The 13,473-nt window shown below is 51.3% G+C and carries 13 protein-coding genes; all 13 read right to left on the minus strand.

Annotated elements, in window-relative coordinates; genetic code table 11:
* Positions 1 to 112: 112 nt before the first annotated feature.
* The 13 genes from BEN30_RS10560 to BEN30_RS10620 all read right to left on the minus strand — a co-directional run bounded on the left by BEN30_RS10560 (position 113) and on the right by BEN30_RS10620 (position 13,126).
* On the minus strand, positions 113 to 1,303 hold the full coding sequence (locus BEN30_RS10560; protein ID WP_069958316.1) for a GIY-YIG nuclease family protein: 1,191 nt from the start codon (positions 1,301 to 1,303) through the stop codon (positions 113 to 115).
* Complete coding sequence (locus BEN30_RS10565; protein WP_069958317.1) at positions 1,293 to 3,350, minus strand: DEAD/DEAH box helicase; 2,058 nt, start codon at positions 3,348 to 3,350, stop codon at positions 1,293 to 1,295. The genes BEN30_RS10560 and BEN30_RS10565 overlap by 11 nt, the downstream gene beginning before the upstream one ends.
* The gene (locus tag BEN30_RS10570; protein ID WP_069958318.1) at positions 3,347 to 4,357 is read right to left on the minus strand and encodes a virulence RhuM family protein; all 1,011 of its coding nucleotides are present in this window, start codon (positions 4,355 to 4,357) and stop codon (positions 3,347 to 3,349) included. The genes BEN30_RS10565 and BEN30_RS10570 overlap by 4 nt, the downstream gene beginning before the upstream one ends.
* 64 nt (positions 4,358 to 4,421) lie before the next feature.
* Entirely contained in the window at positions 4,422 to 5,252 is an 831-nt protein-coding gene (locus tag BEN30_RS10575) for a hypothetical protein (protein WP_069958319.1), read from the minus strand.
* Complete coding sequence (locus BEN30_RS10580) at positions 5,245 to 5,889, minus strand: hypothetical protein (RefSeq protein ID WP_069958320.1); 645 nt, start codon at positions 5,887 to 5,889, stop codon at positions 5,245 to 5,247. Before BEN30_RS10580 ends, BEN30_RS10575 begins: the two co-directional genes overlap by 8 nt.
* Positions 5,886 to 8,636 carry a class I SAM-dependent DNA methyltransferase gene (locus tag BEN30_RS10585; protein ID WP_069958321.1) on the minus strand — a complete coding sequence of 917 codons (2,751 nt, stop codon included), beginning with the start codon at positions 8,634 to 8,636 and terminating at the stop codon, positions 5,886 to 5,888. Before BEN30_RS10585 ends, BEN30_RS10580 begins: the two co-directional genes overlap by 4 nt.
* A gap of 72 nt (positions 8,637 to 8,708) precedes the next feature.
* The gene (locus BEN30_RS10590) at positions 8,709 to 9,620 is read right to left on the minus strand and encodes a restriction endonuclease (protein ID WP_069958322.1); all 912 of its coding nucleotides are present in this window, start codon (positions 9,618 to 9,620) and stop codon (positions 8,709 to 8,711) included.
* Positions 9,621 to 9,629: 9 nt separating this feature from the next.
* Positions 9,630 to 9,809, minus strand: a complete 180-nt coding sequence (locus tag BEN30_RS10595) for a hypothetical protein (RefSeq protein WP_069958323.1) — start codon at positions 9,807 to 9,809, stop codon at positions 9,630 to 9,632.
* Between the two features lie 233 nt (positions 9,810 to 10,042).
* A complete protein-coding gene (locus tag BEN30_RS10600; protein WP_069958324.1) occupies positions 10,043 to 11,224 on the minus strand; it encodes a hypothetical protein in 1,182 nt (393 codons plus the stop codon).
* 122 nt (positions 11,225 to 11,346) lie between these two features.
* Positions 11,347 to 11,583 (minus strand): hypothetical protein, encoded by a 237-nt coding sequence (locus tag BEN30_RS10605; RefSeq protein ID WP_069958325.1) that lies wholly within the window; start codon positions 11,581 to 11,583, stop codon positions 11,347 to 11,349.
* Between the two features lie 218 nt (positions 11,584 to 11,801).
* The gene (locus tag BEN30_RS10610; protein WP_069958326.1) at positions 11,802 to 12,134 is read right to left on the minus strand and encodes a hypothetical protein; all 333 of its coding nucleotides are present in this window, start codon (positions 12,132 to 12,134) and stop codon (positions 11,802 to 11,804) included.
* A 1-nt stretch (position 12,135) separates the two neighbouring features.
* Complete coding sequence (locus BEN30_RS10615) at positions 12,136 to 12,492, minus strand: hypothetical protein (RefSeq protein WP_139134974.1); 357 nt, start codon at positions 12,490 to 12,492, stop codon at positions 12,136 to 12,138.
* Complete coding sequence (locus BEN30_RS10620; RefSeq protein ID WP_069958328.1) at positions 12,479 to 13,126, minus strand: helix-turn-helix domain-containing protein; 648 nt, start codon at positions 13,124 to 13,126, stop codon at positions 12,479 to 12,481. The genes BEN30_RS10615 and BEN30_RS10620 overlap by 14 nt, the downstream gene beginning before the upstream one ends.
* Between the last annotated feature and the right edge of the window lie 347 nt (positions 13,127 to 13,473).

The raw sequence follows: 13,473 nt of genomic DNA on the forward strand, positions 1-13,473 counted from the left end.
CTTTTTTCAGACAAGCTCACATCATTTAGCACGTCTTTGATGGCACTCTCCACGGCTCCGAGCGCCTGAGCCTTGTTCCGCCAATCCAGTAAAAGCGGTAACCTTGTGAAGGCTATCGCGGCCGTAACGTGGCCTGTTCGGGGTCGTAGATAAAGTCACCGATCGTACCGTCTTTGATCTTCTCGACCGCATCGTCGATCACGAATAGCGGCACAAGAAACCATTCACGGGGAACGACGGGCCGTCCGAAACGGTCTTTGATCTCTATTTCAAGGCGAGCTGGTTCGAACACCCGGTGGATGAGGTTTTCAAGCTTGGTCCGATTGATATTGAAAAGTTCATATGTGGCTACGATTTCAACATCTGCCATGAGAAACGTAGAATCCAACTTTGCGTTGGCAATCCGTTTCTCGACACTGCCCCCCGTCACACCGATTTTGTGAAGTATGTCTCGGTTTTCTTGGACGTAAGGCAAGTCCGATTTGCTGCGAAGAACGTAAACGGTTCCACTGGCCAGGTCGTCATCGGCCGAAACATCAGAGAAAAGTGGGCCTGCGCTTGGTTCCGTGATACGCCGCCCCGTTCCATCCCGATGTAAGGCACGTTGAAGAGAGCGGAGCAGCACATCGCTTTCCGTTCCATTGTCATAAATGACCCGAAGGCGGCTGTCTCGTCGATCGTACTCGGTGATGAACTCCTCACCCATTTCCGCGACATAGGCAATCTGTCCACCAACGATAAAAAACTCACCCTGCTTGATTTCAGCCATCGTCTGAAAGGGGCGAGTCTGACGAACGCCGGCAGCAAGATCCTTCTTCACTTTGTCCAGCAGCGGCTTGAACTTGTCGAAGTCTTCACATTTTTCACGATTAGCAATTTCCTCGGCCGCACGTTTGTCCGCGCTGGACCGGACATGGTTCAGCTTCGTGATCTCGTTCGGCGTATCAACCTCGACACCAAGCTCGGCAAGTAAAGCCTCATCATCCATGTCATCCACGACTGCCTCGGTTTCGACAAAGGACAAGTCCACAAGCCCTTGCCGGTCAAATTCAGCCAGGACGGTGCGGCATTCCTCTTGCCGACGGATTTGATCGAGACGCGTGGCGTACAGTCGCTCGAAGATATCCCGCTCTTCGCCATGCTCAGGCATACGGCCCTGTTCGTCGACGAAACGCTGGATTTCTTCAAAGCCCGCGATGATGCGTTCCTCGCGGGGTGTGCGGCTTGCAACCTTCTTGCCTTCAACCTCGACGCCAAGCTCTTCGAGCAGGGCGTCATCTTCTTCGGTGAACTTATTGGCCATTCGCCGCCTCGGCTTTCATGCGGGCAAGGAACGCCACCCCCTCGGCCATACGTTTTTCCCATGGGTCGGGCGAGGTGATCGACGGTAAGTGTCCGCGCTCTTGTTTGAATTTGAGCGCCCGTTTAGCGAGGTCGCGGGCTTCCTCTGGCGTCAGATTTACGCGCTTTGCTGCGATAACGGCGGCAACCTGCTTGAGGCTGTCCTCACTCATGGCCTTGGCGAGGATGGCATAGGCCTCGCCAAACGGATTGATGCGGTCGATCAGATCGATGTCGAGTTCACGCACATCCATGGCGAACTTGCGCACGCCCTGAATCAACGCTGTGTTGGTGCTTGCCTCACCATCGCCGTCATCCAAGCCGCCGAGGGCAGCCTTCTTGGCTTCCTGGGTGATGTTTAAGGCGGCGACGGCGTGTTGACGGACGGCCTCCTGATCCTCGTCATCGAGCTCCGGGTATTTGTCCTTAATGATCTTTCCCATGCGTAGCTGGGTCAGTTCCTCTGGCACCAGCTCTTCGTCGAACAATCCGCGTTCGATGGTCGTTTTATCCTGAACGAAGGATGCAATAACCTCGTTCAAATCTTCCTGGCAGATACGGGCCGCTTCCTTGCTCTTGGGCTCAGTGAGGCCCTTAATCTCAATCTGAAACTGCCCGCCTTCTTCGTTGAAGCCGATGTTGCATTTGGCCGGATCGTACCCGCCTTCGCCATAATCGAAGCCTTCTACAGGGCCGCTGTTGTTATTCTTGGGTGTAAAGTTGAAGCGCGGGGCTAGAACCTGTTCCATCAGCAAGCTGGCGGCGATGGCTTTCAGGGTATCGTTGACGGCTTCCGTCACCGCCTGTTCGGACGCATCCGGTTCCGCGATCAGGTTGGTGAAGCGCGAGTGGGTCTTGCCCGGTGCATCGCGGGTGGCGCGACCGATGATCTGCACGATTTCCGTCAGGCTGGAGCGATAGCCGACGGTCAGCGCATGTTCGCACCAAATCCAGTCGAACCCCTCCTTCGCCATGCCCAGTGCGATGATGATGTCTATGTGATCGCGATTGTTTTTTTGCGTCGAATCTTTGAGCGCGGCAGACACACGGTCACGTTTGGACGGGTCGTCTTCAACCAGGTCGGCAATGCGCAGCACACGGCCTTCCGGTGTTTTGACCAATTGGAAGCCGGTCGCCTCATCGGTGCCCTGCCACTCGCCCAATTCGTGGAGGATGTGATCGACCTCCTTGATCTTGTCCTTAGTGCTTTCGCGGGAATTGACGTTGGGGATATGGATGATGGTTTTTTCTGCGGGGTTCAGAACGCTCAAAATTTCATCGGAATACGCGCCCGCATAGAAATAATAGCCGATGTCCAGACGCTTTAGATACTCATAGCCGTTGAGTTGCTCATAGTAGGTGTAAGTGACGGTATCGAACTTAGCTTCATCGTGCGGAGCCAGCACGGCTTCCGCATCGCCGCGGAAGTAAGAGCCGGTCATGGCGACAAGGTGCACTTTGTCGCGCGCGATGAATTGGCCCAGATGAAGGCCCAGCTTGTTATCCGGGCTGGCCGAGACGTGATGGAACTCGTCGACCGCGATCAGCCGATCATCGAACGGCTCGATACCAAACTTATCCACGGCGAAGCGGAAGGTGGCGTGGGTGCAGACCAGCACTTGGTCGTTGCTATCGAGGAACGCTTTGACAGAATTGACCTTGCCGCCGTCTTCGCCCGGCGCGTTGCACAGGTTCCATTTCGGCACGACGGACCAATCGGCCCAAAACCCGTACTTGCTCAGGGGCTCGTCATGGAAACTTGCGCCGATGGATTTTTCCGGCACCACGATGATCGCTTGTTTCAGGCCCTGATTGTGCAGTTTGTCGAGGGCAATGAACATCAGCGCCCGGCTCTTGCCCGATGCGGGTGGCGATTTGATCAACAGATACTGCTCGCCACGCTTTTCATAGGCGCGTTCCTGCATGGGGCGCATGCCAAATTCGTTCGACTTGGTCGAACTGCCTGTGCAGGCGTAATTGACGGAGACGGAGGGTACGGATTGGCTCATTGATCGTCTTCCTTACCTTTAAGTTTATGTTCGAGCCGTTCGATTTCTCCGAGATCCACGGCATCCGCCACACGGGCCTCGTCGGCGCGGCGCTCCCGGTCGAAAGTCTCATAATGATCAAAGGCGATACGTTCCATCTGGTTCCGGCTGACGGAACCAGCCCCCTCTAACACCGGCTGGTCATTAAATTCCAGCATTTTGCCCACATTGCCCCGCCAATAGTCCAGTGTCAGGTCCTGATGTTGTTTTACGCGCAATTCAGCCTGTTCCAGGAAAATAACAACCAGGCGATTGAGGGTGTCGATTTCATCGGCATTCAAATAGTTTTTGGCGATGATGACATCTTGCTTGCGTACCCTTGATCCCCGCCAATTGGTCAGGGCCATATTAGGCTTTTCCGGGTCAGCCCGGTTTACGATCAACTCGGCGGCGGTATGTCCCGTGGTGGCGTAGAGCAGTTTGTTTTGCACTTCAGCAAAGAAAAGGTTCGTTTCTTCCTCCCGCACGCGGTAGTCCGAACTGAGCGAAAAAAGGTCTCTTACCTTTTGATAGAAACGCTTTTCCGAGGCACGAATATCGCGGATGCGCGCCAGCAACTCATCAAAATAGTCCCAAGCGCCAGGATTTTTGAGGCGTTCGTCGTCCATCACGAAGCCTTTGATTAAAAATTCCTTCAGATGCGCGCTGGCCCATTGGCGAAATTGGCTGCCGCGCGGGGAACGGACGCGGTATCCAATAGCGAGAATCAGGTCAAGGTTATAGTGCTGAATACGGCGCTGTACCTGCCTTTTTCCCTCACTTTGAACTGTCAAGGAATCCTTGACAGTTGCCTCCTGGCTCAACTCCCCATCCTCGAAAATGTTTTTGGCGTGAAGGGAAACATTTTGCTTAGTGGTTTGGAATAATTCGGCAATTTCGAGTTGAGACAGCCACACCGTCTCGGCATCGACGCGCAGGTTGAGGTGCGTCCGTCCATCCTCGGTCGTATAGAGGATGATCTCGCTCATGCCATATCCCGCCGTGTCGATTTGTTGTCTTGTTTCTGCATTTCGCCAACTAAATCCATAATCATCATCGCTCCCCCGCAACGCTAGCAAGCGCCGCCTTAAGTACCTGAAAACAGACTTTCGCAGTATGCTCATCGGGTGTGAACCCGGATGCCATTTGCTCGTATGGATGAATGTAATTGCGAAAATCCCGGAGCCCGTGGCTGAACTTCTTCACATCGGGTTTAAGTAGGCCGACTTCACAGGAAACATCTATGAACTGAGCGAGACTCCATTCGTGAAAGCGCTTTACGCCGCCGTCAGCAGCTTTCGGGCTGCTCGACGCTCGATTAAAGCGCGAAGGTTCCTTTTGAGCCGCCCCAAGCAATACGGCTTCGAGCACACTGCCGCACAGAAAGATGACAGATAGATACGCGCCAGCCCCCAATGCAGTCCGCGCTTCGGCAAGCCGGTTTTCAACGATTAGTACGGCCTGCGATTCAATCGGTAATTTCTGGACGTTTGGGATATGGAATTCTCGTCCGAGAAAATCGTCGGCAGTCTGAGGCGGTTTCCTAGATACAGGCTTCCCGGAAAGCCGTGCAACAATGCCTCGCGACTTTTCAAGAAGGGGCACATCAAGTTCCCGATTATTCAGATCGCAATCGGCCTCATATGAATCGAGCATCTCCGACAGGACCTTACTGACCAAGACATCCGACTCACGCTCCCAGAAAGCCCGCACCTTTTTGGCTTTGGACGTGCCATAGGTCTGATATTTCGAGCCGTGAATATCGATCTTATGACGATTGAAAAACTCGCCAAAAGTAGCGTCCGAATAATCCAGAACATAGCCGCTTTGCATACCGAACAGCTTTTCAAGATAACGCTTCTCAATATCCGTCAGGCTACTCATGCTGCCCCCTCTTCCCGCTACTGGATACTATGTTTTCAGGCGGTGAAAATACAGCAGGCTTTTGCTCTTCGAGCTTCTTGAGTTTCCCTTCCAAAACTGTTTTAGGAGTCCAATCAGCATTTTGCGTAGCGTGTGTTTTCTCTGGAAGATTATAGGTCGCTCGCAAATGGTCGATTATGGCGATGGCTTCCAAACCGAGTTTGGCGTAGCCCTTCTGGCGCGCTTCATATACTTCTTCGTAGTATGGAGGCCACGCCTCTTCATCACTTGCCCACTGAATATGGCTGTCCGTATTACGAACGCTGTTTGGGAGCGTTAAAATACGATACATCAGTGCGCTGTCGATGCTTTTCCAATCAACATCGGCAGGGAATTTAGGGTCCTCGGGAAGCGGCACAACAGGGTGATAGTGCTCGCTTCCATCTTTATCTCGATGTGATGCCAGCCCCATAACAGTGCCGTCATCATGAACAACCTCAATACACTTCTCGATGTATTCATCGAGAATACAAATCACCCGAACAGCTAGGTAGGTGGCGTGCTCGGCTCTTGAGCGCCTTGCAGATAGCGCTTCTTTGATCCACGGGATAAACGACCCGACAATAACTCCAAGGAGACCGAATAACGCTTCGCTCATGCAGCCCCCTTCTTCGCCGTCATCTTGGTATACATCTCGAACAGCTTTTCCAGCCGCTCGGTGTCGTTCTTGAAGCGGCGGCCGATGTAGATGCGTTCCAGCACTTCGTCGTTGCGATCATGGGCCGCGCGCAGGTCGGCGGGCATGTTCTTGGGGTCATAAAGATCGGCGATGGTGGCAGGGAAATGCGCCTCGCGCGCCAGAAGGATATCCTCAGCGCAGCGGGTCAGGTCGGCCTTGTTCTTTTCGGTGAGCGTGGGAACGGGAAAGGTGTTCCAGCCGAGGGTATTGGAATAGCGGAAATCGGTTTTCAGCTTTCCGCAGACCGTCGCGATCCACACCAGATGCAAGCGCGACGCGATCAGTGCCATATTCCACAAGGGGGCGTCGTAGAGGGCGAAGGCGAGGTTGGTTACAGTTGAGCGGTTATCGAGTAACCCAACAGGCAAGAAGCCTCGATTTTCAGAAGAGACACAGGGCATGGCGATTGTTTGATGTGCACCGATGTGCATTTCACGCATTTGATGCGCCCGTGCAGCCATTTCATTTGCGCTTTTATCTCTACTGGCGAGACGCATATCGCGCACACCCTCGATGCGCTTTCGGATGGGGGCAATCTGCATGGCCTCTTCGAGATGTTCATCCTCGATCCAAAGACAATACCGTTCCAGCCCGCGGATAAATTCAGCGGACCCGTATATCCGCCGGATAAATCGATCATGTTGTGCAGATGATAGGCCTAAAGATTTAACGTCATCGGCCGATAACAGCAAGTTTCCCCCATCATAAGGCATGTTGCCCCGCAGCATTTCTGGTGTCTCGCTTACCGGTTGCACCGCTTTGACCACAGAAACATTCTGCACAGCAACAAGATAGGCATTAATGTTTTCCGCCTCCTTTGCGATTAGTCCACCATCATCGGCAATTGAAAACAGTTGTCGCATCTTTCCGGCATGATTTGATATCCCAATGATCGCCACCGTGACGCCCGCGTTATGGCTCGCCAAGTTCGCCCATTTGAAACTGGTGTGGGCGAAGGCGATCTCATGACCGGTCTTGAAGATGAGCGGCCAGAGGATCGGCACTTGCTGGCCCTGGCAGATCGAGTTCGTGGACACAAAGGCGGCACTGCTCTCGGTATGCATTCCAAAATCCACGGCCTTCATAAACCAACCCGCGACATAATCGAGCGACTTCCAGCTTTTGGTGCGCCCGTCGAAAATCCGCCCAAGGTCTTCTTTCTGCTCGGTTGATTGCCATGTGGAGCCTAAATAAGGTGGGTTCCCGCAAATGTAGGTCTCGCCGCCTTCATTCTCGAAATCGATCTGCGCCTGATCAAGCGGCGTGTGAAACAGGTCGTCGGCGTGATGTTTCACACCCGTCCCCGTGGATGGGCAGATGCTCAACCAATCGAGCCGGAGCGCATTGCCGCAGGTGATCCAGTTCTGGGCATCCAGCGGCAGGAATTCGGCCAGGGCTTCTTTCTGTCCGCGATAGAGCATATCGCACTGGAACTCGGCGATGATCAGCGCCAAGCGCGCGATTTCTGCCGGGAAGTCGCGCAGTTCGATCCCCCGGAAGTTGGTGAGCGGGATGTCGGTACGTCGGTCCGGCTCATTGCGCCGCTTGTTGATCTCGGCCTCGATTTCGCGCATTGCTTTGTAGGCGATGACCAGGAAGTTGCCCGAGCCGCAGGCTGGATCGAACACCCTGATTTTCGCCATGCGCTTGCGCAAGTTCAGAAGTTTCTGCGGGCTGTCCCCAGCCTCTTCTAGTTTCTCGCGCAGATCATCCAGGAACAGCGGGTTGAGCACTTTTAAGATATTTGGCACGGAGGTGTAGTGCATGCCGAGCGCGCCGCGTTCTTCATCATCCGCCACGGCCTGGATCATGGAGCCGAAAATGTCGGGATTGATCTGTTGCCAATCGAGGTGGCCGATGTGGATGAGGTAGGAGCGCGCGATTTTGGTAAAACGCGGCACGTCCGTGCTGCCGGAAAAGAGCCCGCCGTTCACGTAAGGGAACCCATCGGCCCAGCGCGGCAGTTTGGCGCTTGCACGGTCTTTGATGGACGTATTCATGGCGCGAAAGATTTCGCCGATCACTTCATGCGTGTTGGCGGCATCGCGTTCGCTCATCTGATCGATGGTGGCGGTGAACAGGCCCGTACCGTTGAAGATGTCCGTATCCTCGGCGAAGAAACAGAAGATCAGCCGCGCCATGAAGTGGTTCATATCGGGGCGGCGTTCAGTTGTCCCCCAATCGGGATTGGTTTTGAGCAGTTCGACATACAGCCGGTTGAGCCGCCCGGTCGCGCGGATGTCGAACGCGTTTTCACGGATTTGTTGGACGGTTGAAATACCCGCCAGAGACAGGAAAAAACCGAAGTGGTTGGGAAAATCCGGATAATCGCAGGCGATGGTTTCGCCAGAGGCCATATCCTCCGCTTCCAACGCGACGCCGTCGGTCGCCAGGATGAATTTCGCTTTGGCCTTTGTCGAGGCCGGGCTTGCTTTCAGGGCGGAGAGGGTTTGAGTGACTTGGCCCTCGGCGCACACCTTGATGTGGATGTTACTGGTTTGCAGCACGCCGCCCACATCGGATTTGTTGGAAGCGCCCGCGCGCAGCTTCTTGAGCGTCGTTTCCTTGTTGCCAAAGGCCTCCAAGAAGGCGAACGGGAAGCCAGCCGGGTCGAACGGCTGTTCGGCCAGTTGGGATATGGCTTCTTCGATCTCGACGGCGTTCAAGAATTTACCCCTCTATGCACTTTTAAATCTTCGTGGAACCAGCCGTATTGGCCGGGTTTCAAACGAAAATGATTATTCAAAAAATTCTTCATCGAGCCTTTTTAGGTGCAACGTCTCTTCATTCCGGCAGCCAATGCTGTAGCGGATCATCAACTTTGTGAGATGCTGACCATCAATTAACACGATTCGCATGCCGAGGTCCTTGGCTGTCTGCTTCGCCGAAGGGCTGAAGCCCGACGTCGTAAAGAACAGGCCCTTTTGCGCCTTTTTAAGGTTCAGTGCCCCGAAAAAATCGCGGATATCGCCGGCACCGACATTGTTTCCCTCAGCGTAGCGCTTCGCCTGAACGTAAATTTGGTCAACCCCAAGAGGATCCTGGTCGACAACGCCGTCAACGCCATTATCCCCCGATTGCCCCAGGGCGCGTGCAGCGTCTTCGGAGGTCCCCCCATAGCCCATGGCCAGGAGTAGTTCGATGATCAGATGTTCAAAAAATTGCGGCGAGGCTCCCCGAATGCGATCGAGCAGGTCGGAGGCCAAGGAAGCATTGATCTTGGCATGTGCGGCTCTCAAAATTTCGTCTGGCGTCGCGTCGTCCTGGACCTCATCTAGACTTTCATCCTGATTTTCGGCAGATTGCGGGCCTTTGCGGCTTTGAAATTCCAGAAACGCGTCAAACTGCTTGAGAAACTTGTTGTCGATCCTATCGGGATTTTGGGCCAAAACCTTCTGGCCTTCGTCTGTCACGACATAAAATCCGCGCTTCGTATAGCGCACCAAGCCCGCTTGTTTGAGATATCCCTTGGCCCAGTTCACGCGATTGTCGAATGTTCTCTGCTTGCCGCTGGGCAGCAGTTGTTCGCGCTCTTCGTCGGAAAGGGCATATTTCTCTGAAAGCGTTTCGATGACATCGCGCGTGCTGACCTCACCGTCGGCGGCTTCTTGTAATACGGGCAGCATCAAGGTCTGGTAATCAGGTATCATTCTTATTCCTCACGACGCCTTCTGGAGCTGGAACTCGAGAATCGCGTCGCCGATTTCAAGCCACCGGCGATGATACTCGGAATGCCCCAACCGCTCCATGATTTCCGCCAATTCCGTGGCGTGGGCATATGCCTGATCGCCGTTTTCCGTAATGGCGTCGAGCGACGTCCTGTATACGTCTGCGTCCATATCCGTCCCTTTCAGGTATCACGGACACCATAAACAACACAAAAGCGGTAGAATGTATATATTTTCAGCCATAGATTGATGCTATTTCTTCAATGAATTTTCGTCGTGGATACACCGGGCTTACTGAAGGACATCGTGCCCCCAGATTCGCCGAATGGATCGTAAATACAACAGGATGAATAACCAGAAATCGGTTCGCTGGAAGCCATATGCAGATTACATTTTGCATAACGCTAGTCAAAGTTGATCGGATTTTGGCGTCCAGGGTGTCTAATTTCATTTTCACGGTTTTCTTGAAGTAGCCGAATCGTTTTACCAACCCAACCTTTCGTCAAAATGTTGTCTCCCATTTCATCAATTATTTTGTTTAGAACTTTGCGTTGTGCAGTTTTCTGCGCCAGATCGACCAAAAATGAGATCTGTTTTGCGGTTGCAGATTCATCATCAACGAGACGGGCGGCACCACGCTGCGCCCGGTCAAGCTTTTTCTTCGCAATTGCATCCCGATGTCTGGCTTCTGTTTTCGTCAGAACGGTGAAACCCTCATTTCTCAACTGCTCAGCTTTTTTTAAGGCCCTTAACCTTTTCAAGCGGCATTTTTCTTCCCGCTTGATTCTGGCCTCTTCTCTTGCTCGTTCATGCTCTTGATATTGATCTGCAACGATTTCCAAGTCGCGCTCAAACTGCCCCGCCTTATAAGCGCGAATTGAAACTCGCTTTTTTGGTTTTCGCTTAATGCCAGTGTCAGCTAATTTTCCATGATGAAATATTTCACCGCCATTCACTTCGTTGATGATTTTGGCGACAGCTTTGCGCTCGGCTTGGACTCCGGCTTTACCCACGAGAGGCCGCCGTTCAGGCGATCTATCAATCTCAAAACTCCCATCTTCTTTTAGTACTATTGGGCGTGCCGCAATGATCAAATGGACGTGTGGCTGGCCGCCGTGTGGATAGTGAACAGCGCCACCTGCGGGATGCCCTTTTTGCAACCAGTAATCAACCATTTTTTCTAAAGATTCGGCCCTTTGCTCAGCTTCAAAATTAGCGGGTAATTCCACCACGTGTTTTAGCAATGAACGTTCCGCAGTGGGCCCATTTTTTATTCGTGCCGTTACCTCAATTTTTTCGGCAACCGTGCGAACAAGATCATTTTCTTCTGTGATAAATTCCAAGTCATCCCGATTGGCATACTCGCCCTCACCAATAGCATAATCGATGGCAGGAGGGGAGCTTCCTAGGCCTTTAGTTGACCTAAAATCGACGTGAAAAGTACGTACACCGGTCGGGCCCCAGCGACCAGAAATGAGTCGGTCAAAACCGTCATCAACCAAGCGGCCCATACGAACTTTTTCGTCGTCATCAAAGAGACGCCGTATACGCTGGTTTTTGTAGACTCTTGTTTGTTTTGACATCATATAAGCTTTTTTTGAGTAGTATGTGGGCCCAACTAACAGTCAACCGACTGTTAATTGGGCCCACACATACTAATAATTCTGATCAAGCCGTGTTACTTTAGCTCTCAGGCTCGCTGTTTTTTTCATCGGTCAAATTCAATTTTTTTCGCCGAGCGGTTCGCTTCTATTCCGCACCAGCCTCGCTTACTAAACTCACAAAGATTGGCGTATTCCTGTTCAGCTTTTTGTCTGTCGCCGCATGTCAATGTTTTGATATCATTTGCAACGATCCATGCTCTAAAAAAGGCAGGAAATCCTCTCGACAAATCAATTGTTTTATCGTCCAACCTAATCTCGTTTACTGCTATTATTTTGGCCATTTTAAGACTCCTTTTTAACAATTGGCTTATGGCAACAGGGTCCACGCCACTGTGATTGTAGGGACTAATCTACCCATTATGAGCAGCGTTGATTATGGAGCCCGCAGATCCGAAAATTCCGCCAAATATCTGAGTCAAAATCATCATCTGCTGCGGGCCCATCTTGGTTGGGCATATTTGCGTAAGCGGAGAAGCGTCTGGCCAAGCGGGGATCATCATCACTCACCCCCCTCTTCTTCATCCGAAAGGAGGGTTATTGCCAGCGAGCGTGGGGAGAAGTGGTGATCACAGCAGATCGCCCTTCCAGTCTCGTCGATGGTCAGAAACTTGAAACAATTTGACAAGTCCTCGGGCCACAAATCCGGATGCCCCGCATCATTCAAAACGTTTCGAAACTGATCAAACCAATCAATGTCTCGCAAGTCGATATATTGCTCAGAAGCTTCATCATTTGCCGCTCCCAATGCCACGCGAACAACATTGAAGATGTCGCTCACGTTCGTACCATCCCAGTCACGAGCTGTCTGAATCATTTCATTTATAGTCATCATTTTAAATGTCCTTTTTGATTAAAAGTTGATCGGCCTTAATGAGCAAGCTGAAGTACTCATCAAACGAATGGATGAGAGAAAAATTTTCAAAGTTGTTAGGAGTAAAAAATTCGAATTTCTTGATTTGCAAATTAATAAAAGTTTCTATCGGAACTGTTCTGAAAAATGCTTCAGATTCTGTTTTTGCAGTCTCTGACTTAGCCAGAAAAGTCAGCACTGCATAATTACTGGTTTGCTTAATGTAAGTGAAAATTCCCAGACTCATTAAATTGCGGTTCAAGTCAAAATTTGAAACCTCAGCTTGTTTTTGAAAGGCAGTTTGCAGTGTGTCTAAAATTATTTTATCAATTTTCTGCAATTTTGCTGGCGGTGGGGGGGGAGGGTGGATTGTCTTTCGCGTCGGTCTGCATCCAACCTAAAAAAGCTGCACCGAGGTTTTTAATTACTGTTCCATTTTTTTTAGTTTCTTCTTTTGTCCACGCTGACCATTGTTGATAGCAAGAATCAATATCGTACTCAGGCCATCTCTTTTCAGCTTTTAGAAAAATAGAATCAGAAAAAAGCCTCCGACCTCCCGTTGAGGAGGTGGAAGGTTTTTTTGAAAGATTTTTTGAAAGGTTAGAGTCCGGATTTTCAGACTGGTTCTGGTATGATTTTTCCGACTGGTCCTGGTATGATTTTTCCGACTGGTCTGGTTTTCTGGACTGGTCAGAAAGATAGGCACGTTCGTGACTGCATTTCACACCAATTAAAAGATATCTATTATTCCTTCCGCCTTTTTTTATTACCTCTATTTTTCCAGCTTTAGACAGATTTTCAACTGCCTTCATTATTGTCTCGCGGTGCAAGCAAGTATCTTTTGACAGCCTAGTTACAGATGGCCAGCAAATGTGATTTTCGTTGGCACGATCTGCCATAGAAAGAAGCACCAGCTTTTCGCTGGAAGAAATTTTTTCTTGTTGCCAGGCCCAAATAGTCGCATCCAAACTCATGACTGATCTCCAGCCAAGGTTTGGGAAACCGTCATGTAACCTATTGATTTCTTATGAGTGGTATTTTGCCCAAACTTTATTCTAACACTTTGATATATATTGATTGAGCTGGTCCTGCCGGGCCCACCATTCCCCTGTAGGTGAACGCAAAAAGTGAGACTCGAAAGCAAAAAGCGAGACGCACCTACATTTTGCCTACTAATAACGCCTCATTCTCAGGAATGAGGCGTTATTTATTTTGAAGGGCGAACCTTAAAATGCATCTGGAGAAAAACAAGAATCGTTGTTTTTCAATAAGATGTAACTTTTGTGTTCCCCGTAACGTGCATCTGCTGTCAACGGCGGAG

The sequence above is a fragment of the Magnetovibrio blakemorei genome, from assembly GCF_001746755.1.
Classification (GTDB): domain Bacteria; phylum Pseudomonadota; class Alphaproteobacteria; order Rhodospirillales; family Magnetovibrionaceae; genus Magnetovibrio; species Magnetovibrio blakemorei.

What these genes read in the sequence shown, in the direction of transcription:
- BEN30_RS10610 (WP_069958326.1), bottom strand. Translation starts at nt 12,134, where the DNA reads ATGATGACTATAAATGAAATGATTCAGACAGCTCGTGACTGGGATGGT.
- BEN30_RS10600 (WP_069958324.1), bottom strand. Translation starts at nt 11,224, where the DNA reads ATGATGTCAAAACAAACAAGAGTCTACAAAAACCAGCGTATACGGCGT.
- BEN30_RS10620 (WP_069958328.1), bottom strand. Translation starts at nt 13,126, where the DNA reads ATGAGTTTGGATGCGACTATTTGGGCCTGGCAACAAGAAAAAATTTCT.
- BEN30_RS10570 (WP_069958318.1), bottom strand. Translation starts at nt 4,357, where the DNA reads ATGAGCGAGATCATCCTCTATACGACCGAGGATGGACGGACGCACCTC.
- BEN30_RS10580 (WP_069958320.1), bottom strand. Translation starts at nt 5,889, where the DNA reads ATGAGCGAAGCGTTATTCGGTCTCCTTGGAGTTATTGTCGGGTCGTTT.
- BEN30_RS10565 (WP_069958317.1), bottom strand. Translation starts at nt 3,350, where the DNA reads ATGAGCCAATCCGTACCCTCCGTCTCCGTCAATTACGCCTGCACAGGC.
- BEN30_RS10590 (WP_069958322.1), bottom strand. Translation starts at nt 9,620, where the DNA reads ATGATACCTGATTACCAGACCTTGATGCTGCCCGTATTACAAGAAGCC.
- BEN30_RS10595 (WP_069958323.1), bottom strand. Translation starts at nt 9,809, where the DNA reads ATGGACGCAGACGTATACAGGACGTCGCTCGACGCCATTACGGAAAAC.
- BEN30_RS10560 (WP_069958316.1), bottom strand. Translation starts at nt 1,303, where the DNA reads ATGGCCAATAAGTTCACCGAAGAAGATGACGCCCTGCTCGAAGAGCTT.
- BEN30_RS10575 (WP_069958319.1), bottom strand. Translation starts at nt 5,252, where the DNA reads ATGAGTAGCCTGACGGATATTGAGAAGCGTTATCTTGAAAAGCTGTTC.
- BEN30_RS10605 (WP_069958325.1), bottom strand. Translation starts at nt 11,583, where the DNA reads ATGGCCAAAATAATAGCAGTAAACGAGATTAGGTTGGACGATAAAACA.